At 62.6% G+C, this 19,914-nt stretch carries 19 protein-coding genes; 11 read left to right on the forward strand and 8 right to left on the reverse strand.

The features are described 5' to 3' along the window. Positions 1-28: 28 nt before the first annotated feature. A complete protein-coding gene (locus tag NJU76_RS15575) occupies positions 29-2,608 on the reverse strand; it encodes an efflux RND transporter permease subunit (RefSeq protein WP_254530276.1) in 2,580 nt (859 codons plus the stop codon). A gap of 143 nt (positions 2,609-2,751) precedes the next feature. Between NJU76_RS15575 and NJU76_RS15580 the strand changes: the two genes are divergently transcribed. Further along, the gene (locus tag NJU76_RS15580; RefSeq protein ID WP_254530278.1) at positions 2,752-3,513 is read left to right on the forward strand and encodes a TrmB family transcriptional regulator; all 762 of its coding nucleotides are present in this window, start codon (positions 2,752-2,754) and stop codon (positions 3,511-3,513) included. A gap of 274 nt (positions 3,514-3,787) precedes the next feature. Here NJU76_RS15580 and NJU76_RS15585 read toward each other — a convergent pair whose 3' ends face one another. Continuing rightward, positions 3,788-4,270, reverse strand: a complete 483-nt coding sequence (locus NJU76_RS15585; RefSeq protein WP_254530280.1) for a Tfx family DNA-binding protein — start codon at positions 4,268-4,270, stop codon at positions 3,788-3,790. Positions 4,271-4,329: 59 nt separating this feature from the next. On the opposite strand from NJU76_RS15585, the gene NJU76_RS15590 reads away from it, so the two are divergent. From NJU76_RS15590 to NJU76_RS15600, 3 genes are read left to right on the forward strand one after another with little or no spacing between them, the layout of a single operon-like run. Continuing rightward, the gene (locus tag NJU76_RS15590) at positions 4,330-5,250 is read left to right on the forward strand and encodes an extracellular solute-binding protein (RefSeq protein ID WP_254530282.1); all 921 of its coding nucleotides are present in this window, start codon (positions 4,330-4,332) and stop codon (positions 5,248-5,250) included. Further along, on the forward strand, positions 5,225-6,034 hold the full coding sequence (locus tag NJU76_RS15595; RefSeq protein WP_425604282.1) for a molybdate ABC transporter permease subunit: 810 nt from the start codon (positions 5,225-5,227) through the stop codon (positions 6,032-6,034). The genes NJU76_RS15590 and NJU76_RS15595 overlap by 26 nt, the downstream gene beginning before the upstream one ends. Positions 6,035-6,037: 3 nt before the next feature. Continuing rightward, positions 6,038-7,081: an ABC transporter ATP-binding protein gene (locus NJU76_RS15600; RefSeq protein WP_254530286.1), complete on the forward strand. Its 1,044-nt coding sequence runs from the start codon at positions 6,038-6,040 to the stop codon at positions 7,079-7,081. A 403-nt stretch (positions 7,082-7,484) separates the two neighbouring features. Here NJU76_RS15600 and menD read toward each other — a convergent pair whose 3' ends face one another. The 3 genes from menD to NJU76_RS15615 form a co-directional block, all read right to left on the reverse strand. Further along, the gene (menD, locus tag NJU76_RS15605) at positions 7,485-9,344 is read right to left on the reverse strand and encodes a 2-succinyl-5-enolpyruvyl-6-hydroxy-3-cyclohexene-1-carboxylic-acid synthase (protein WP_254530288.1); all 1,860 of its coding nucleotides are present in this window, start codon (positions 9,342-9,344) and stop codon (positions 7,485-7,487) included. Further along, positions 9,341-10,696 (reverse strand): isochorismate synthase, encoded by a 1,356-nt coding sequence (locus NJU76_RS15610; RefSeq protein WP_254530289.1) that lies wholly within the window; start codon positions 10,694-10,696, stop codon positions 9,341-9,343. Before NJU76_RS15610 ends, menD begins: the two co-directional genes overlap by 4 nt. A 65-nt stretch (positions 10,697-10,761) precedes the next feature. Beyond that, a complete protein-coding gene (locus NJU76_RS15615) occupies positions 10,762-11,358 on the reverse strand; it encodes a sulfite oxidase-like oxidoreductase (RefSeq protein WP_254530290.1) in 597 nt (198 codons plus the stop codon). 372 nt (positions 11,359-11,730) lie between these two features. Between NJU76_RS15615 and NJU76_RS15620 the strand changes: the two genes are divergently transcribed. The 3 genes from NJU76_RS15620 to NJU76_RS15630 all read left to right on the forward strand — a co-directional run bounded on the left by NJU76_RS15620 (position 11,731) and on the right by NJU76_RS15630 (position 13,972). Beyond that, positions 11,731-12,030: a hypothetical protein gene (locus NJU76_RS15620; RefSeq protein WP_254530291.1), complete on the forward strand. Its 300-nt coding sequence runs from the start codon at positions 11,731-11,733 to the stop codon at positions 12,028-12,030. A 308-nt stretch (positions 12,031-12,338) separates the two neighbouring features. After that, a complete protein-coding gene (locus NJU76_RS15625) occupies positions 12,339-13,562 on the forward strand; it encodes an MFS transporter (RefSeq protein WP_256566661.1) in 1,224 nt (407 codons plus the stop codon). A 182-nt stretch (positions 13,563-13,744) separates the two neighbouring features. Continuing rightward, on the forward strand, positions 13,745-13,972 hold the full coding sequence (locus NJU76_RS15630) for a ribbon-helix-helix domain-containing protein (protein WP_254530293.1): 228 nt from the start codon (positions 13,745-13,747) through the stop codon (positions 13,970-13,972). A gap of 1 nt (position 13,973) precedes the next feature. Here the strand turns inward: NJU76_RS15630 and NJU76_RS15635 are convergent, their stop codons facing one another. Continuing rightward, positions 13,974-14,162: a DUF7550 family protein gene (locus tag NJU76_RS15635; RefSeq protein WP_254530294.1), complete on the reverse strand. Its 189-nt coding sequence runs from the start codon at positions 14,160-14,162 to the stop codon at positions 13,974-13,976. Positions 14,163-14,321: 159 nt separating this feature from the next. On the opposite strand from NJU76_RS15635, the gene hisF reads away from it, so the two are divergent. Both hisF and NJU76_RS15645 read left to right on the forward strand, forming a co-directional pair. Continuing rightward, on the forward strand, positions 14,322-15,137 hold the full coding sequence (gene hisF / locus NJU76_RS15640; protein ID WP_254530295.1) for an imidazole glycerol phosphate synthase subunit HisF: 816 nt from the start codon (positions 14,322-14,324) through the stop codon (positions 15,135-15,137). Positions 15,138-15,265: 128 nt separating this feature from the next. Beyond that, positions 15,266-16,126, forward strand: a complete 861-nt coding sequence (locus tag NJU76_RS15645) for a zinc-ribbon domain-containing protein (protein WP_254530296.1) — start codon at positions 15,266-15,268, stop codon at positions 16,124-16,126. A 128-nt stretch (positions 16,127-16,254) separates the two neighbouring features. Here NJU76_RS15645 and NJU76_RS15650 read toward each other — a convergent pair whose 3' ends face one another. Next, entirely contained in the window at positions 16,255-16,539 is a 285-nt protein-coding gene (locus NJU76_RS15650) for a DNA-directed RNA polymerase subunit L (protein ID WP_254530297.1), read from the reverse strand. A gap of 223 nt (positions 16,540-16,762) precedes the next feature. Between NJU76_RS15650 and NJU76_RS15655 the strand changes: the two genes are divergently transcribed. After that, a complete protein-coding gene (locus NJU76_RS15655; RefSeq protein WP_254530298.1) occupies positions 16,763-18,601 on the forward strand; it encodes a rhomboid family intramembrane serine protease in 1,839 nt (612 codons plus the stop codon). Positions 18,602-18,869: 268 nt separating this feature from the next. Here NJU76_RS15655 and NJU76_RS15660 read toward each other — a convergent pair whose 3' ends face one another. Further along, positions 18,870-19,514: an METTL5 family protein gene (locus tag NJU76_RS15660; protein WP_254530299.1), complete on the reverse strand. Its 645-nt coding sequence runs from the start codon at positions 19,512-19,514 to the stop codon at positions 18,870-18,872. A gap of 115 nt (positions 19,515-19,629) precedes the next feature. On the opposite strand from NJU76_RS15660, the gene NJU76_RS15665 reads away from it, so the two are divergent. Further along, positions 19,630-19,800: a zf-TFIIB domain-containing protein gene (locus NJU76_RS15665; protein ID WP_254530300.1), complete on the forward strand. Its 171-nt coding sequence runs from the start codon at positions 19,630-19,632 to the stop codon at positions 19,798-19,800. Positions 19,801-19,914: the final 114 nt, after the last annotated feature.

The raw sequence follows: 19,914 nt of genomic DNA on the forward strand, positions 1-19,914 counted from the left end.
AAATAGATTCTCGTCTCGAGAGCGGGGGTCAGGCGGAAGCACCGGCGCTTCCGTCGTAGCCGGTCAGACGGATCCAGACTGCGAGCAAACTCGGCAGGACGAGAATGCTCGCGAGGAACGCGTATCCGATCGCGACGCTCGTGACGAATCCGAACCGCTGCAGCGACGGCACCAGAGCGAGGACGAGGACACCGAAGCCCGCGGCTGTCGTCACGGCACTCGCGAGCAACGCACCGCCCGTTCCGCGGACGGTCCGTCGAAGCGCGGTGATGCTGTCCCCCCGGCCGTGATATTCCTCGAGGAACCGCTCGCCGATGTGGATGGCGTAGTCGACGCCGATCCCGATTCCGATCGCCGCGATGATGGCCGTCTCGGGTGTGAACGCGATCCCCGCGAGATACATCGTCCCGAGCAACCACGCTTGCGCGAGCAAGACGGGGGTCAGGACGACAGCCCCGAGCGTCGCTGTGCGATATCGGAGCCAGAAGATCAGCGTCAGGAACACGATAATCACCCCGAACGTGATGAGGAATCCGTCGACGAGGGTCGTGAGCAGGCCCTGCTGGACGAGTTCCTCGATGATCGGCCGTCCAGTTGCGGTCACCGTCAGCTCGGTCTCGCCTTCAATCGTCGTCGCTACGTCGCGCATCTCGTCGGTTATCGTTTCGGTGTCCGCCCCGCCGGAGAGTCCCACTGAAAGTCGAAGCGATCGATACTCGCCGTCTGCACGGTGGATCGTGGCGGCGGCCCGCTCCGGTGCCGCATCGTAGACGGCGTCGTAAATCGCGGTCAAGTTCTCGTCGGGCACCCCGTCGTCGTCCGTATCGGCCTCGGCGACCATTGCAGCGACCGTCTCGTTGGTTTCGGCGACCGACTCGATGGTTTCCAGTGGTCCCGTCACCTGAAGCCCACCGTCGGCCAGCACCATCGCGGACGACGTGTTCGCCACCCGATCCTTGCCAGCAGCGATCCGCTCGAGCGTGTCCGGGTCGGTGATCGGTCCCTCTATCAGGAATTCGGCCTCCGACTGATCGCGGGATTGGGCGAAATTCGCGTTTATGTACTCCGCGTTCGCCCGGAGATCGTAGTCGCTCGGCTGGAACGATTTCGGAAGCGAATCCATCCAGGCCGGCGAGTCTCGCGGGAGGAAGTCCGTTTGATCGACGGACGTCTCGATATCCGTCGCGGCTGCGCCGCCAGCGACGCTCAAGACGACGGCGATGGCGATGACGACGGAGGGGGCTCGTCGGGCGACGTCCGCCCCGACGCTGAGGACGTTCCCGGCCGCACCAGCGCGCCCAAACGCGGCTTTCCGACGCGAAAGTCCGATTCGACCGAGCAGTCCGTCGAGTTCGAGCTTCAGTGCCGGCAGCAACAGTCCGAAGACGAGAAACGCCGCGACGATCCCGACCCCGCTGACGATCCCGAACTCCCGAATCGACTCGAGCGGGCTGACCGCGTTCGAGAGGAACCCGACGGAGGTCGTAAACGTGGCTGCGCCGATAGCGACGACGACGCCGGCGAGCCCGCGGCGCATCGCCTCCCGGGGCGTCGCGTCGGGGTCGTCGAGTTGGGCCTCCCGGTACCGCATCACCACGTGTAACGCGTAGTCGATGCTCAACCCGATCAGCAGGAACGGGACGGCGATCAGGATCTGCGTCACCCCGATTCCGGCCCACCCCATGAATCCGGCCATCCACGCGAGTACGAGTGCGACGCCGACGAGTCCGAGCGCGACATCGACGAGATCCCGATAGGCGACGCCGAGTACGGCCAGAATCAACAGGAGCGCGACCGGAGAGATGATCGCGAAGCTTTCGCCGGTCGCCTGGGTGCTCTCTTCGTCGACGATTCCGGCACCGAAGACGAAGCTCTCGGACGAGGAGATGGTACGCGAGGAAATGTCTTCTAACTCGAGTTGGGCGTCGACGGCAGCCTGCGGCAGGTCGTCGCCGGTCGCGTCGCTCGTATCCTGGAACACGAACAGGACGCGTCCCGTCGCGGTCGTCGATCCCGGTTCGTAGTCGGTCGTCAAAAGCGAGTACGGGTCGACCGGCCCTCCGAGTCGCGAATCGGGATCCAGCACGCGTTCGACGGTCGCTTCGACGTCGCTCTCCGACATCGACTCGAGTTGCGAGATCTGCGTGTCGATCGACGGTGTCGCCGACCGGGCACCTGGCTCAGGTTGCCCGCCGGTCGCGTTTCTGACCTGTGATCCGTCCGCCGACTGGCGGATGGCCGTCGTCGCGACGAGGTTCGATAAACCGACCGTCGGGCGGTTCTCGCGCAACGTCGCGTTCACCCCTGGATCGTCGGCGACGGCTCGCTGAAATCGTAAGGTCTCGAGGAGCGACTCCTTCGAAAGGACGTTTTCCCCTCGGATAACGACCTGAACGACCGTCGTGTTCTCGCCGTCCGTCGTAAAGTTCTGCTGGATCGCGTCGTATTTTTCGGCCTCCGTGGAATCGCTGCTGAAACTCGCGATCGAAAGCCCGGAATCGACGCTTCCCGCCGCGCTCCCGACGACTAGCGTCGCCACCACCAGGACCGTTACGACGAATTTGCTGTGATCGGTCACGAACGCCGCGTACCGCTCGGCCGGCTTCATTACCGGTCCGTTCTGGCCCGTGGTGCATAAATATTGTATATTTCTACTAAATATGTATCCAGGCGAGAATCCCCGCTACTCATAGGGCCACCGACCGAAGAGCCGAGCAACAGAATCGGGATCTCGAACACTGAACGCTATCTATGAGCACACAAGATGCAGTCACGGCGTTGAAGCGGCTCGGTTTGCCGAACTATCAAGCGCGTATCTTCGTCGCCCTCCAGCAGTTAGGAGCCGGAACCGCTCAGGAGATCAGCGAGGTTTCCGACGTCCCTCGATCGCAAGTGTACGGTGCAGCCGACGATCTCGTCGAGCGCGGACTCGTCGAGGTGACCGAGTCGTCGCCGAAGCAGTATCGGCCGGTGAGCCTCGCCGCGGCTCGCGAGCAGTTGACCGATCGCCTCGAACGAGAACGGGAGAGAGCGTTCGACAACCTGGCCGAACTGCGGACGGCGCCGTCCGAACGTGGTGAGGACGGTGCCGTCTCGACACTTCGCGGCAGCCAGCCCATCGATGAACGTATCGCGGACTTGATTCAATCGGCCGACTCGAGGGTCGTCTTCGTCGCACCGGCGGGCAGTTTCCTGTCGGGACGGATCGAAACCGCACTTCGGGACCGGGCCGCACGCGGTGCGTTCGTGACCATTGTCACGGCCGAGGAATCGGAACTGGAACGGTTCGACGACAGTCCCATTACCGTGATCGTGATGGGAGAGGACAATCCGGCCGATTTCGCGGGGAGAGCACTCATGGTCGACGACAGGACGGTCCTCTTGTCAGTCCAAACTGACGACGATACCGTCGACGAGGAGGCCATGTGGACCGCCGGCAGTAGTATCGGCCGCATTCTGGCGCAATTCATGCAGTCTGGAATCGAATCGGGTCGCAGACGAACCCCTGACTAGCCCACGTCCTGCGATCGTTCGATCGGCGAGCCGTGGCGTCTATTCGACGGCCTCTCGTTCCGGCCGAAATCGACGTGAGGGGTTCACCGCGGCTTTTGAAGGCGGCATACGAGACGGCCGGCGGAGTGGCACCCGCCTGTTCGCCGACGCTACTCGTCGACCCGTTCGAAATGACGTACCAGACACCCTCGAGTCGAGTATTGGCTTCCGTTCTGCGCCCCTCAGACGTCGAAACCGACACATCCCACTCCTTTCGTGTGATGGTCGCTCGGCATCACCACTCGGGGGTATCTCCCCCTTCCGAGCGGGTATCTACCGCCCCGTCGATCGGCTCTGTACCGTCTCTAAAGACGTTCACTTCGCCATCTTTCGTCAGGCCGATCGTGGTCGCCCTCGTGAGCTGGTTCGCGGTGGTGACCGCTTCGAGCGTCCCGTAGAGGTGGGTATACAGTTCCGGTCGACAGTATGCGATCTTGATACCCGCTTCATCGCCGTGGGTGTACACCCGAGTGACGAGGTCTTCGAAGGACGTTCCTGCCGAGACGGTAAACTGTACTGGGGCCCGAAGCGTCCGAACCAGTTCGAGCGTTCTCCGTGCTTTCTCGACGTTGTCCTCTGCGGCCCGCTCGACGGCGCTCACGTTCGAATCGGTCGTCCCCAGTTCGTCGGCGACGTCTTGCTGCGTGTGCCCCCTCTCACGCAGTTCGAGTACCTCCACCTGTCGATCCGTCAGTATCGTTCGGCAGCTGTCTACCATAGAGGGTTAAACAGAAGTGTTTGAGATAACCTTATTGGTTAAACAGATAACGTTGCGTTATGACAAGCGACGACGTTCCGATTGGTCGACGGTCAGCCCTCTCGGCTATCGCCGTCGGACTCTCCGGCCTCGCTGGCTGTACGAGCGGACTCCGGGGAGGTGGCGACCTGTCGACGTCCGTTTCGATGCTCGCTGCCGGAAGCCTGAACAACGCACTCGAAAACGGATTGCGATCGAACGTCGATGCGACTGTCGAGGTCGAAGCCCACGGGTCAGCCGAGATCGCCCGCCTCGTCGCGGAGGGGCAGAAAGATCCGGATATCGTCTCGGTCGCAGATATCGCGCTCTTCGACTCGCCGCTCCGGCCGGACTGGGTCGCCGAATTCGCGACCAATTCGATCGTCATCGCGTACAACCCGGATACAGAGGGCGGGCGACTGCTCGCCGACGCTGGCCCCGAACTGTGGTATCGACCGCTCGTGAACGGGGACATCGATCTCGGGAGAACGGATCCCGATCTCGACCCGCTCGGCTATCGCACGCTGTTCCTGCTCGAACTCGCGAGCGACTACTACGAGACGGACGCGAACCTGCGAGAGGCGATTCCGAGTCCCGAACAGATTTTTCCCGAAACACAGCTCATCAGCCAGTTCGAGACCGGTTCGATCGACGCCGCCGTCGCATATCGAAACATGGCCGTCGAGCGGGGGTACGACTACATCGACCTTCCCGCTGAAATCGATCTCAGCGATCCGGCGCGCACCGAAATCTACTCGTCGTCTACCTACGAACTCCCGGGCGGCAACGTCGTCGACGGCGGAGTCATCAGCTACGGATCGACGATCCGACACCAGTCGCCCGCCGTGCTCGACGTGTTCGGCGAACACGTGACCGGTCAGTACTTGACCGAGTACGGATTCGTCGTTCCGGACGAGTACCCCCGGTTCACCGGTGATGCTCCAGATGCAGTCACAAACTGAAACTGCCCTCGAACGGTTCGACTGGCTCTCGGTGACGTTCCTGCTCGGCGGAGTGTTGCTCTGTTACTACCTGTTGCCGCTCCTGTCTCTCGTCTTCAGTCAGCCACCGGGAGCTGTCCTCGAACGGGTGACCGGCCCCGAGGTCGTCTCAGCAGCGACGACGTCGCTCACCACGTCGGCCACTAGTGCGGCTATCGCGACGCTATTCGGTCTGCCGCTTTCGTACTGGATCGCACGAGCTGACGGGAAGGTGAAAACGGGCGTCACTGCCGTGGTCATCCTGCCGCTCGTACTGCCGCCGGTCGTCAGCGGTATGGTGTTGCTCACCGTCGTCGGCCCGAACACGTTCCTCGGGGAACTGGCGTCAGCAAACGGCGTCCGGCTCACTCGGTCCGCTGCAGGAATCGTACTGGCGCAGACGTTCGTCTCATCGCCGTTCGTCGTTATCACAGCAAAAGCGGCCTTCGAGAGCGTTGACCGCAGCCTCGAGTACGCCTCTCAATCGCTCGGAAAGAGTCGACTGACTACCTTCCGACGGGTCACACTGCCACTTGCATGGCCCGGAATCCTCGCCGGCATAACGCTCGCGTTCGCTCGCGCGATCGGCGAGTTCGGGGCCACGATCATGCTCGCATACTACCCCCGGACGATGCCGGTCCAGATATGGGTCTCCTTTACGACGCTCGGATTAGAGAACGCGTTCCCCGTGGCAATCATCCTCGTCGGAATTGCCGTTGCGACGCTGGTGATTGTGAACGTCCTCGGTACCAACCCGCTGGGATAATCGATGCTCGAAGTAACGTCTCTCCGTAAATCGTACGACAGTTTCGAGTTCGGTCCCGTCGACCTCGAGGTCGGCGACGAAGTGCTCTCGGTACTCGGCCCGTCCGGAAGTGGCAAGACGACACTACTGTCGCTGATCGCCGGAACCATCGACTCGGACGGTGGGACCATCTCCCTGAACGGCAATCGACTCGATGGGCGCCCCCTCCAGGAGCGCCGGACCGGTCTCGTGTTTCAGGACGGGGCACTGTTCCCGCACATGACTGCCCGCGAGAACATCGAGTACGCCGCGACCGACGGGGATCGAATTGAGACGCTCGCATCGCTGCTCGAGATTACGGACGTACTGGACCGTCGGCCCCGGACACTGTCGGGCGGCGAACGGCAGCGTGTGGCGCTGGCGCGCACGTTAGCGGCGAACCCCGACGCCCTGTTGCTGGACGAGCCGTTGTCGAGTCTCGATGCCCCCATTCGGCGTCGTCTCCGGGGAGAACTCTATTCGCTCTTCGAATCACTCGAGATTCCGGTTATCTACGTCACTCACGATCAGCGAACGGCGACAGCGCTCGGTGATCGAACCGTAATCTTCCGCGACGGTACAATCGAACAGATCGGATCGCCGACGACCGTGATCAATCGCCCCGCAACGCCGTTCGTCGCGGAATTCACGGGTAACGAGAATCTGTTCGATGCGACGGTGGTCGAGCGGGGCGAAGACGCTGTGCGCCTTCGAATCGGGGATGTTCATCTTCGGGCCACGAAGACGGATGCAGCCGAGACGGCTGTCACCGTCTGTATCCACCCGTCCCGTATCCGGGTTCACGCGCCGACTGATGGTGTCGGTACTCGCCGTGAAAATTCGGCTTCAGGAACGATCGACCGGTGGTTAAACGAAGGGGACGAATACCGAGCGGAGATCACCCTCGACGACGCACCGATTACGGTTACGGCGACGATTCGCCCGCCGCACTTCGAGCGATTGGCGATCGACGCCGACTCGAGCGTTCGAATTTCGATCCGACCCGAAGCGATCCATTGTCTCTGCTGACTTCTCTCGTCACCCGACGGTCGTCGATCACCCGCTCCCGAACGGTGACGCTTTGAAAGGCCGTTTCGGCAAATGATTGTTCAGCCGTCCGATCTATTTTTTGAGGACGTACCCTCGAGCGAACTGGTTTGCGGCCGGACCACGGGACGCAAGTCGAGGCGTATTCGAGCCACCCATCCGAACAGACCGCTCCGACCCAGGATTTGCTATAGCAATACGCGATTTACAGGCGGTCGTGGCAAATGCTCCGGGGTGACCCCGAGGCGGTTCACAAGCCGGATATGCGCCCCTTGTGAGCAAGCCGAGCGGTTTTTCGAGCGGACACCGTCGCACTGCCGTCGCTTGTGGCGTGACTCTCGACCAGGTTCGATTGGGAACTGACGTACGACAGGCCTCAAAATCGTTACTGCGAGTCGTCATCGAGATCTGCTCCGATTGCGTCCCTGAGGCGTTCCTCGAGGCGTTCACGCCGCCGGTGATTCGCTTCCGCGTCGAATTCGACCGCGAGGACCTGCGTCCCGGGCCGGTCTACCGACCGACGAAACGTGGGTTCGAATGCCGCCGGTGTGACGGTCTCGAACTCGAGATCGTAGAACGCCGCGAGGTCGTCGAATTCGAGCCCGTGCGGCGTCTTGAACTGATCCGTGAACGGGGGGTCGACGCTCTCGATCGGGAGTTTGTGGAAGATTCCGCCGCCGTCGTTGTCCAACAGAACGATCGTCGCGTCGACGTCGCATCGGTCGACGGCGAGCAACCCGTTCGAATCGTGGTAGAACGCCAGGTCGCCGGTCACCAGTACGAGCGGCTCGTCGGTCGCGCTGCCGGCACCGAGTGCCGTGCTCGTGATGCCGTCGATTCCACTCGCACCGCGGTTTCCGAGCACCGTCAGAGCCCCGTCCCTGGGCCGGCCGAACCGGTCGGCGTCCCGAATTGGCATGCTGTTCGAGACGAACACTGTCGCCGGCACTGGGACGCTCGAAAACACCGACGACAGGATCGCACCCTCGAGCGGATCGGAGTCGAGTGCCTTCGCAGCGAACGCGTCGTCACAGATCCGCCAGTGTTCGCGTTCCGCTGCATCGAACCGGCGACGCCAGTCGCCGTCGGTCGTCGCTCGTGGATTCACGTCGCCGGACCGATCCCCTCCGTCTTCTGTCGCGAGTGCCTCGAGCAACCCGGTAACGACGGCTCCCGCTTCGGCAGCCAGCAGATCGGTCGCGGTGAACGTCGCTTCACGCCACGCACCCGCTGGATCGACCAGAAACTGACGGGCGTCAGCATCGCGCAGCCAGTGTCGAAGCGACTTCGAGGTGGGCGACGCCCCAAATCGGAGGACGACGTCCGGACTCGGCAGCGCTGAGATGTAGGCATCGTAGCCGCCGTAAATCGACCGCTGTTGGTCGCTGTTCCCGTGCGCTGCTCCCGCAGCATCGACGTGCGAGCCAAACCGAAGCCCTGAGAGCGGATCCGCGAGTATCGGCGCGCCGAGCCTCTCGGCGAGTTCGGTCGCGGCCGCCGGATCGAGCGTTCGGAGGGTCGCTGGATCCGCGGGTCCAGCGACGATCAACGGTCGGTCCGCGGTCTCGAGTGCTCGCCGGAGAGAACGGATTGCGGCCTCCGAGAGCGTTCGCGTCCCAGCTGTCGGTTCCACGAACGGGCCATCGCGTCCCTGTACAGCCGCCGTCTCGGCGAACGCTTCGGGAACGTCGTCCGGAACGTCGATCGGCTCGAGCGGCTTGCGAAACGGACAGTTGAGATGAACGGGGCCAGGCGGAACGCCAGTCGTTTCCGAGAACGCGCGTACGGCTGTCGTCCGGAGGCTCCGGACCGTTCGCTCGGCGGTGTCGGGTTCGGGCAGTTCGGCATACCATCGGACTTCGTCGCCGTAGAGTTTGACCTGGTCGACGGTCTGGTTCGCACCGCTGTCGCGAAGTTCAGGCGGCCGGTCGGCCGTGAGCACCAATAGCGGAACGCGAGCCTGATCCGCCTCCATCACCGCGGGATGAAAATTCGCCGCTGCCGTCCCGGAGGTACAGATCAGGGCTGTTGGCTCGCCCGTGCGGCGAGCACGTCCGAGCGCGAAGTAGCCCGCCGAGCGCTCGTCCAGGTGCGAGTAGATCTCGATGTCAGGATGTTCGGTGAACGCGACCGTCAGCGGCGTCGAACGGCTTCCCGGAGCGATACAGACGGCCTCGAGGCCGCTTTCTGCGAGTTCGTCCGCGATGATGCGACCCCATAACGTCGCGCGGTTCGGTATACTCATCGGTGTCGGGGTGAGCGCAGTTCGTCGAGGATCGGTCGAAATTTCAGCTGTACTTCGTCCCACTCCTCCGTCGGATCGCTGTCAGCGACGATCCCGTTACCAGCAAAGAGCGTCACCGTCCCGTCCGTCGCGACTCCAGAGCGAAGCGCGACGGCGAACTCGCCGTCGCCGGCGGCATCGAACCAGCCCACTGGAGCCGCGTACCACCCCCGATCGAACGTTTCCGTATCTCGGATCGTTTCCCAGGCGGCGTCCGGCGGGACGCCGCCCACTGCGGGCGTCGGATGCAACGCTTCGACGATTTCGAGAACGTGATGATCGTCCGCAAGCGTCGCCTCGATCGGTGTCTGTAGGTGCTGAATCGTCGCCAATCGCCGAATCGTTTGCTCACTCACGACGAGTTCCTGCGCGAGTGGATCGAGTTGCTCGCGGATCGCGTCCACGACCAGCTCGTGCTCGTGTTGAAGCTTCGCGTCGCCCCGCATTCGCTCGACGTGCGCCTCGTCTTCGGCCAACGTTTCACCCCGCGGCACCGACCCGGCGAGCGCCTCGGTCTCGACGCGGTCGCCTCGTTTCGAGACGAGACGCTCTGGCGGCGCGCCGAAGAACGTGCCCCCGACCTCGTAGCCAACGAGAAACCGATAACAGTTCGGATACTGGCTACGCAGTCGCTCGAGCATCGGAGGGACGTCGACCGGCGTCTCGAGATCGACGGAAAGCGACTGGGCGAGGACGACTTTCGTCAATCGACCGTCGGCGATCCGCTCGAGTGCGGTTTCGACTTGCCGAGCCCAGGCGTCGCTCGAGGTCGTTCGCTCCGTCGCGGCGACACCCGGCGTCGTCCCCGTCCCTCTCGTGGGCAGCGCCGCCAGGCGTTCGTGCCATCGTTCGAGTCGCCCAACGGCTTCGTCAGGTCGATTCGCGATAGCCGTCACCCACGTTCCGTCGTCCGTTCGGACGACGAGTACCCGCGGGACGACGAATGACGCAGCGTCGAAGCCTGTCCAGGGCGCTTCCGGATTGTGACCGTCGTGAAACGAAAACCCGCCGAAAGCCCGTGGACGGGCCTGCTCGGGCCCCTCGTGTGAGAGCCTATCGAACACCCGTGTCGCCTGCGTCCGAATCCGGTCGAATCGGTCGGGCCCGTCTGCCGTAAATTGGGCAGCGACCCCGCGTCCGGCGATTTCGACTCCGGCGGGCGTCGCCCACCGGACACGCGGTTCGGCGACACCGTCCAGAACCTCTTGGAAGGAAACGTCCTCGAGTTCACGACTACGGCTAACCAACTCTACAGCGCGGTCTGCCGAGCCTGTCCCACCAGCCAGCCGACTTTCACCCGACGATCGGTCCATCGACCGGACGTGAGGACCGACTCGCCTTCAGCCTAACTATTTGCTGACCGGCATCTTGAGCGGCGCTAGCTATATCGTTCCTCTTCCCAGGGATTGGCCGTGCTCGAGTATCCCCGTCGCTCCCAGTATCCACGCTGCGAGTCGGTACAGAACTCGACGCCGTCGACCCATTTTGCGCCCTTGTAGGCGTACTTGTGCGGCGTGACCACGCGGAGCGGCCCGCCGTGATCCGCCGGCAAGGTACTCCCGTCGAGTCCCCAGGTGAATAGGACGTCGTCGCGCAGGCAATCCTCGAGCGGTAGATCCGTGGTGTAGTCGTCGAGGGCTGTAAACAGGACGTGGACAGCTTCGTCGTGAACGCCTGCTCGCTCCGCGAGTTCGGGAAACGGGACTCCCGTGAATTCGCAATCGAATCTGCTCCACCCGGTCACGCAGTGGAAATCCTGCGTCTGAGTCACACTCGGCAACGAGCGGAAGTCGTCCCACGAGAGCGAGAGTTCCGTCTCGACGGCGCCGGAGACGGTAAACTCCCACGTTTCGGGATCCCAGTCGGGCGTCCCACTTTTCGAGAGGACCGGAAACTGGTTGGTTTCCCGCTGTCCCGGCGGCAGCCGGTCGTCGCCGAACTCCTCGTAGAGGTCCGTCACGTCGGTATCGTCCATACGCGTTCGTACGTGCCGACAGATGTAGGTGTGACGCTGTCGGGCGACGTGTGGGATGCCGTCCGTGAGCGTTTCGTGGCGCCGTCCGGAGACGTGTAACGTGTAGGGGTGGTATGACGGCCATCCACTGTGACGTCATCTGCCGACGGTCGCACCTGGACCGATTGCCGGGCATTCGTCAGCAGATCGCTCGCAGTTGTGGTCGCGACGGATGTGATTCGCCGCCCACCCGGTCAGTATACTTCCGTGCCAGAAAGGGGAAATTGGCACGACTGCAGCGGGATTGAAACGGCCGAATCGTCGTCCCATTCGGCAGTTTCTAGTGAAACCCTCGTCATCACTTAGTACGATATCCCCGAGAGATACCGTTGCATGGCGAGCAGACAACAACTATCGGAACAGGAAGTGATCGAACAGGAACCACAGGCGGTCGGCGAACAGGCGATGGGGCCTGCGGTCCTCGCATCGGCCGCATCGGTCGGCCTTTCGCTGTATTACTATTTCTTCCGCGGAGAGCGACAGCTCGGGACCTTCATCGGTCTCTGGCCGCCGACGATACTCGCGTTCGCGAGTTACTTCAACCAACGGCAGATGCAAAAGCAACTCAACACCCTGACCCAGCCGGGAGCAACGCTACGGAACGCGATCGACTCGGTGATGGGAAACCGGTGAGGTGAGGCACTACCCGCGTTCCGATCGCTGCGCTGCGTAGACCTTCGCATACGCACACGTACACGGGTAGCGTTGATCTGGCCGTCGGGCACCACCGACGGCCACCCATCCCGTCGGACCGCTGATTCTTTTGTTCCAATCAGCGTGTCATAGAATTCTGCTCCTCGTTTCGAAGTGATCGACCTGATAGATACAGGTGATGGTCCTATCAGGCTGTGATTTCATGTTTCGAGGAACGTTTATCACTCGCTTCCCCGTCAGCCCCGGTCGGTGACAGCTGGGTGAACCTCTCTTTCGAGTCGAGGCGAGTGTTGTTTCGTAATCGGTTGTTTCGCCGGTTATTCAGTGGGCACATCGTTAGTGTGGCTGGCGACACACTCTATCTCGTTGCGGCGCTCTGGCTCGTCTACATGCTCACTGGCTCATCCACGTATACTGGGCTCGCCGGCGCACTGATCCGAGCGCCACGGTTCTTCCGAGCCTTTACTGGCCCCCTCGTTGACCGGTGGCCGCTCCGTATTATCCTCGTGCTCTCTGAGCTGGTACAGGGAATCAGTATCCTCGCGGTCCCACTCGCGGCTGCATTCGGGAAGCTCCAAGTGTCCGTCGTGCTTGCCGTGCTCCCGGTTGTCGCGTTTGTTGGACAATTCGCCGGCCCCGCCCAAAGCGCAACCCTGCCACGGGTCATCGACCAGGAGAACATGGTGTCCGCCAATTCGACCATCCAGTTCTCGACCCAAAGCGTGCAAGCCATCACCCGGGCGGTTGCAGGGGCGGCAATTGCCGCCATCGGTGCGGTCGCTCTCTTCCTCGTCGACGCGATAACCTTCGCGGCCGCCGCCGTGACGTTCGCTACCATCACAATCCCGGGTGACGAAACCGCTGAGAATTCGCTCCCCACACGGTCTGAATACGTCGCGCAGTTACGGGCGGGCGTGACCCTGCTTCGTGAGTCGGTGCTCGGTCATATGGTCGTAGCCGTCGCCGGACTTACCTTGTTCTCGAGTGGGGCGATGGCGGTCCTCCCGGCCTTCGCGGCATCGGTTGGTGGCCCCGGAACGTATGGCTTCTTCTTGGCGGCCTTCGCGGTCGGCACATTAACCGGGACGTTGCTCGCTGGACTCATCGATACATTCCCGACTGGCCGCATGGTTATTCTGGGATTCGTGCTCGCTGCGCTCAGTTGGACCGCTGCCGTCGTGGTTTCCTGGGTGCCACTCGCTGTGGCCTTCTTCGCATTGGCGTATGTCCCGATTGGTGTATATAATGTTCTCGCAATGTCAGCCCTGCAGGTTGGAGTCCCCGATGAGATGGTGGGACGTGTATCGGCGGTGACCGGGACCTTCGTGGGGGTCGCTGGGTTGTTTGGCATGCTCGCCGGTGGCGTCGGTGGCGACGCATTCGGGGCAGTCTCCGTCCTATTCGCCGCCAGCATCGGCTTCGCGACAGCAGCAATCTACTGGGTTGGAGTTCCGGCCCTCCGAACCTTCCCAGCCATCACCGACCTCGAACCAGGAGAATTCGCCTCCTAACCGAAGGTAGTATCAGGTATCGTCTGTCCCACGGCAATGGTTACGTTCACACACGTATCTAACAGCTAATCCGTTGAAGGCCGGGGTGAAATCAATACCGTGGGAATAATTCTATGACATGCTCTCCATTGCTGTCGAGTCCCCGTCAAACCTAAATACCCCCTCGCCGAAAGCCGAATCAGATGCCGAAAGTAGAGATCACCATACCGGAACACCTCGAGATGCAAATCGCCCAGATGGTCGAACGCGGCGAATTCGTCAACCGTGAGGAGGCAATCGAGGACCTCCTATCGACGGGGATCAAAGCCTACAAGACCAGCGGACCGATGGACGACGACGAAGCGGGCACCGGCGGGACTGGCCTCGAAGACGATGGGATGATGGGCCACGACGACGAATACGTCTTCTAACTTATACGCCGACGGACGCAAGCGGGATTCCGAACGCGATTACTGCACCGATCACAGCGACGGCTCCGCCGATTAGCACGTCACGCGACGAGTACTCGCTCATCGGGGCCGTCGTGCGTTCAGCATTGAGGTCGTGCCCGACGTCGGCTCCTGAATCCGCTTGTACGGGTGGCTCGGTGTCGTCAGCCATACTCGCCCGTTCACGACTCGGTTACTTAAACGCACCCACACGGGGCTGACGGTCCGCTCGAACCTCCGTGCTCGCGTCACGGGCATCGTCTGTCGTCACCGGTTCGAGCGATCCAGATTCCTTTACTACCCTCGGCTCGAATCACCCGATACGAACGACATGGTACTGACCAAACGAGTCATCCCGTGTATCGACGTGGATCTGGACGACGACGGGAACCCTGCCGTCTATACCGGCGTCAACTTCGAGGATCTCAAATACACCGGCGATCCGGTCGAGATGGCGCGCGCGTACAATCGCGCAGGTGCTGACGAGTTCGTTTTCCTCGACATCACCGCGTCCGCGGACGGTCGCGAGACGATGCTCGACGTCGTCGAGCGCGTTGCCGACGAAGTCTTCATCCCGCTGACCGTCGGCGGTGGCATCCGGACGACCGAGGACATCAGAGAAACGCTCCGGGCCGGGGCCGACAAGGTCTCGATTACGACCGGGGCACTCGAGCGACCGGAACTGGTAAACCAAGGCGCCAGGGCGTTCGGCAGTCAGTGTATCGTTATCAGCGTCGACGCCAGACGGCGGTTCGACGAGGATGGCGAACACTACGTCGAAATCGACGGCGAATCCTGCTGGTTCGAATGTACGAAGAAAGGCGGTCGCGAGGGGACCGGGATCGACGTCGTGGAATGGGCTGTCGAGGCTGAATCTCGCGGCGCAGGAGAGTTGTTCGTCAACTCGATCGACAAAGACGGGACGAAAGACGGCTACGACCTGCCGCTGACCTCGGCCGTCTGCGAGACCGTCAACACGCCGGTCATCGCATCTTCGGGCTGTGGCAGTCCAGCGGACATGTACGACGTGTTCACCGAGGCCGGTGCCGACGCCGGGCTGGCCGCTTCGATATTCCACTTCGACGAGTACTCGATCGAAGAAACCAAAGCCTATCTCGACGATCACGGCGTTCCAGTTCGACGTTGACGGCGGGGCGGGCCCGGTCACCTCACCACCCACAAGTCTCTGTCCGACATCCGACAAATCTGTCCGGACGGTCCATCGCTGTTCCGCGTTCCGTACGTTTATACCGTCGTGGTCCTCGACTTCTCTCAGTGAAGTGGCGGTGTACGCGGTGTGGCAAACTGCACGCACAAAACGATTCACCCTGTACTGCCTGCGGGCACACCACGTTCGAGCGAGCGACCGTCCGTGTGGATGAGGGGGCCGAGAGCGGTCAGTCTCCGGATTCGGCGCCGACTGGAACCGTCGATACCGGCCCGGAGTACGTCTGGGTCTGTTCGAACTGCGGCCGCCAACACGTGCGGAACAGCCCGCCGTGTTCGCGCTGTGGCAGTCCGGACCTCGAAAAGGGAGAACAGACCTACGACGGCCTCGAACGGGACCTCACCGCGCCGGGCTGGCTCGACGTTGCCATGCCCTACCTCCCGATTCTCGCTGGTATCGCGCTGCTGATCGCACTGTTTGCGACGGGTATCGCTTCGCCGTCGTTGCTGCCGGGGATCGGCCCTCCGACACCACCCGACGCACCCGGTCAGGGCGCTGAGGCTGCCGGGATCGACCTCGAGGCGACGGAACGCGAGGTTCACGAGAGACTCGAGTCCGAACGTCTCCCTGAGGAGCGGCGTCGGTTCAACGATGGACTCGCCGCCTATGCGGAGTATCAGAACCGAGGGCTCGTCGCGGTCGAATTCGACAATGCGGAGCCGAACGGCGTTAGCCCCGACGAGTTCGATCATTCCTGCGGTGACGTAACGCCGGTCGGTGCGCCGCTGGTCACCTCCGAGATATCGATCAACTCGTACGACGATGGAGGAGCGTTCGCAACGGACGTTGCCGACGCGCTCCTCTCATCGCGATTCGAAGAGGCGGTCCGATCGGGGTACGACGCCGAGGGGATCGACATCCACGTCGCACCGAACGGTGATATTTACGTCTTCTACGCAGTGTGCTGACTGCTATTCGCCTGCGCGTCTGGCTGACGTTCGAGAGAGCGAGACGGAATACCCTCACGAAGCGTGCGAGGAGCGCAGTACGAGACGAAGAGAGAGAGGTGGGAAATCGAGAGACGCTTGCTGACGGCTCAGGCCGCTGCCTCGAACGCGTCCCGAAACGACCGTGCCTTTTCGCGGACCGTTACGGCCGCCTCTTCGAGGCACTCGAGCGGGTCGGCGCCCCCCTCGGTTTTGACCGTCAGGATCGGTTCGGTCTGGCCGCCCGATTGTTCCGGATTGACGTCGTAGGTCGCTGCGCTGACGTCATCGTGTTCGAGCAAGGCGCCTTTGAGAACGTTCATGAACGTGTGATCCTCGCCGGCAATCTCAATGGAGAGTTCGTCCTCGGTGCTCTCGGTGACCCGCAGTTCCATGTCAACCAGTCCGTCCGTCGACTGCTTGTACCTTTCGAAGCAGACACTCGTCGACCGACCGAGTCTGTCCGCGCCGACGCGGTTCGAACGCGTCGCGATTCCACGGGTCCGACCTCACCGTCTCACCGCGCGGTTCTGGCTTCACCGATTCACCGCGCGTGTGCGACTCGAGCGCCGTTCGATGAAGGCAAATCACTATACGCGTCCGTTCGAACCACGGACTATGCGCTTGCTTCCGGTCTTGCTGGCGGTCGCCGTTGCCGCGACGGTAGCGGGGTCGATCGCGATCGTCGGCCGGATCCACGATCCCGAACGGAACTGGCGCGATCGAGCGGCGGACCGATTCGTCTACGGTGTTCCGTGGGGGTCAATCGTGGTGATCGTTTTCGTGCTCTGCGTCTATCTGTTCGTCCAGAGCGGGCTCGAAGACTTCGACGACCCCGTGACGATTCCCTTCCGGATGTGGTCGTATTTTTATCCGCTTGGAATGGTCACGGCCCCGTTTTCCCACGCCGGACCCGGTCACCTCCTCGGAAACATGGCCGGGACCGTCGTCGTCGCGCCGATCGCCGAATATGCTTGGGGGCACTATCCCGACGGCCGCGATCGGTACCAAGCGGCCTCGTGGCGGGCCGATCCCCGAGTCCGAGCGTTCGCGTTGTTTCCGCTCGCCGTCATCGGCGTGGGACTGCTGACGAGTCTGTTCGCGCTCGGTCCCGTGATCGGCTTCTCCGGGGTCGTCTTCGCGCTCGCTGGATTCGCCATCGTTCACTATCCGATCGTGACGATCGTCGCCACGTTAGGGGTTCAGGGCGTCGTACAACGGCTCTATTACGCGCTCAAGGAGCCGATTCGAATCTACACCGTCGAACCGAGTCCACCCACGGCACCCTGGTGGGCAGGAATCGCGATCCAGGCCCACGCCCTCGGGCTCTTTCTCGGCTTCGTTCTCGGGATCGTCCTCCTCAAACGTTGGGACACCCGTCCCGACCCCTTCCGGCTCTGGCTCGCCGTCCTTCTCTTCGGTTTTTCGAAGGGGCTGTGGGCAATCTACTGGTACGGTGCCAACAACTCTTTCGTCCTCTTTCAGGGCCCCGGCGTCGCAATCGTCTCGATCCTCGCGCTCGTCGTCACCCTCGCGATAATCGGACCGGAGCAATCCCTTGTTCCGTCCCGGCTCGAACGACTGTTCCCGGGGCGGAGTCTCTCGATCGGACGAGCGGGCGACGACGCACGACCGTCCGTCCGTCGCCCGCTCGAGTTGGTAGGGGCGGGCGACGGTGATGGCGCCATCGGGGCCAGGAACGACCGTATTAAAGCGATCGTGGAGGGGGCCCGACAGCGTGGCCGCGAGTCGTCACTGCGATCTATCCTGCGCGGTCAAGGGGTCGCGTTTCTGGCAGTCGTCAGCGTCCTCGCAATCCTCGTCGGGATGGCCATCCCACCCAACTTCCTCGTCGTAGAGGATGCGACTGCGTCCTCGGACGCCGCCGTGCAGATCGAAGATTACACGGTTGAATACGTCGAGGGAGTCCCGAACGGCCTCGTCAGTGGCATCGGCATCGAGGCCTTCGAAAGCGACGAAGCCTTCGAGTCCAGCGGCGTCATCGTCGCGAGCGAACAGCGTGCGGTGTGGCTCGAGGCGGTTAGCACCCAGCGGCTGGCGTTTACCGGCGAGGAGACGGTCTACGTCGGGGGCGCTGGATGGCGAGAGGCGGTACACGTCGAGCGCACCGGGTGGGAGCCAGTCGGTAACGAAACGGTCTATCAGGTCTGGCTGTGGGAGGACGGCGCGGATCGCAGACTCGCGTACGAATCCAACGATTCGCGTGCCGAGGTCCGGGTCGCAGGGAGGAACGTGACCGTCGGCTCCGAGGACGGCGAGTTCGTCCTCGCGGTCGACTCGAGTGGGATCGGCCCCGATTCGACGGCACCGTTTCCGGACGAAAACGAGTCGACGAGCGTCGGCGGACTCGTCTTCGAACGCCAGAACGAGACGGTTTATGCGACCGCCGACGGGACGCGAGTTGCGGTCGCGAGCGAGGAGACGTACGACGGATAACGACGGATACTGACCGCTGGCACCCCTGCGGTGGTGCCGTCGTTCGATGACGGTCGAGTTCACGTCCCTGATCTGGGAGGATCACGGTGCTCACACGTTCCCTCAGCGTGCGAAACAGCTGACGAGACCCTCACGCGATGTACGTACACGAGAGAAACAACCAGCGGTCACGCCGACCGACAGGGCTCGAACTGATTCGATTGGGCAGGTGCGGATACGGTGGGACTCGGGCAAACTCGAGTACTCCGGGCGAGCGGGCGTCCCGCCGCTACGCCCGCTCGCCCCACTCGATTCGGAAAACCTCTGCCTCGAGCGTTTCCTCCGCGGTCGTGTGAAACGCGAATCGCTTCGGAATCGGGAACGCTGCGCGGAATGCGTGGGTCACCGTCCCGTCCTCGTCGTCGGCGAACGACTCGACGAACGTCTGGCTCCCTTCGTTATGGATCGTATAGGAGACAGCTCCGATCTCGGCCGCCGTCTCGAGGAAGCGACGGTCGGCGTGTCGGTTCCCGCGCTGTGCGCCAAAGGGTGGGTTCGACAGGACCGTCGCGTGGGTGACCGAGAACGGATGTCGGGCGACGTCACCGCGCACCCACTCGATCCGACGTTCGTCGACGCCGTCCGCCGCAACCGCTCGGACGTTTCGACGGGCCACTTTGAGTGCTCCGACATCGACGTCGATCCCGACGACACGGTCGGCTCCGGCGAGGGACGCTCCGATCGCGAGCATTCCCGTTCCGGTGCCGAGATCGACGACCTGCGCGCCGAGGTCCCCGTGTAACTGCGCCAGGTGACAGAGATGGGACGCGAGCTCGGACGGCGTCAGATACTGCTCCAGACGAGCCGACGGCTCAGTAAAATCCTCGACCGACTCGAGGCGACGAGCGAGCGTTCGCCGTGTCGGGCCCGACATAGCCGGTTGTTCAGGCCCCGAGCGTAAAGGGTCTCTCGAGTTCGACCGCACACAGAAATCATTGCTGAATGAGCTGTTCGAATAGAGTTAAGGAGATCCTGAGAAAGGGAGAGGTATGGACGAGTGTCCACGGTGTGGGGCTGCTATGGAAGAACTCTCGCTAGGAGAGGTGTCGACGCTCACGTGTCCGCACTGCGGGTTCGCCGACGTCCCAGTCGAGCACCAGCCCCGGCGGGAGACGTCAGAATCCTGGCGAGACGCGTTCAATCGATTCTACGAACCCTGACTCGCTTATCCTGGTCGAGTTATCCCGTTTTGACGTGACCGTTCGTCAGAAGAAAGACCACAAATCAGCGTCTTATCGTATATCAGGCGTAAAACCCACGATTCTAGCCGCCGG

Source organism: Natrinema gelatinilyticum (genome assembly GCF_024266705.1).
Taxonomy (GTDB): domain Archaea; phylum Halobacteriota; class Halobacteria; order Halobacteriales; family Natrialbaceae; genus Natrinema; species Natrinema gelatinilyticum.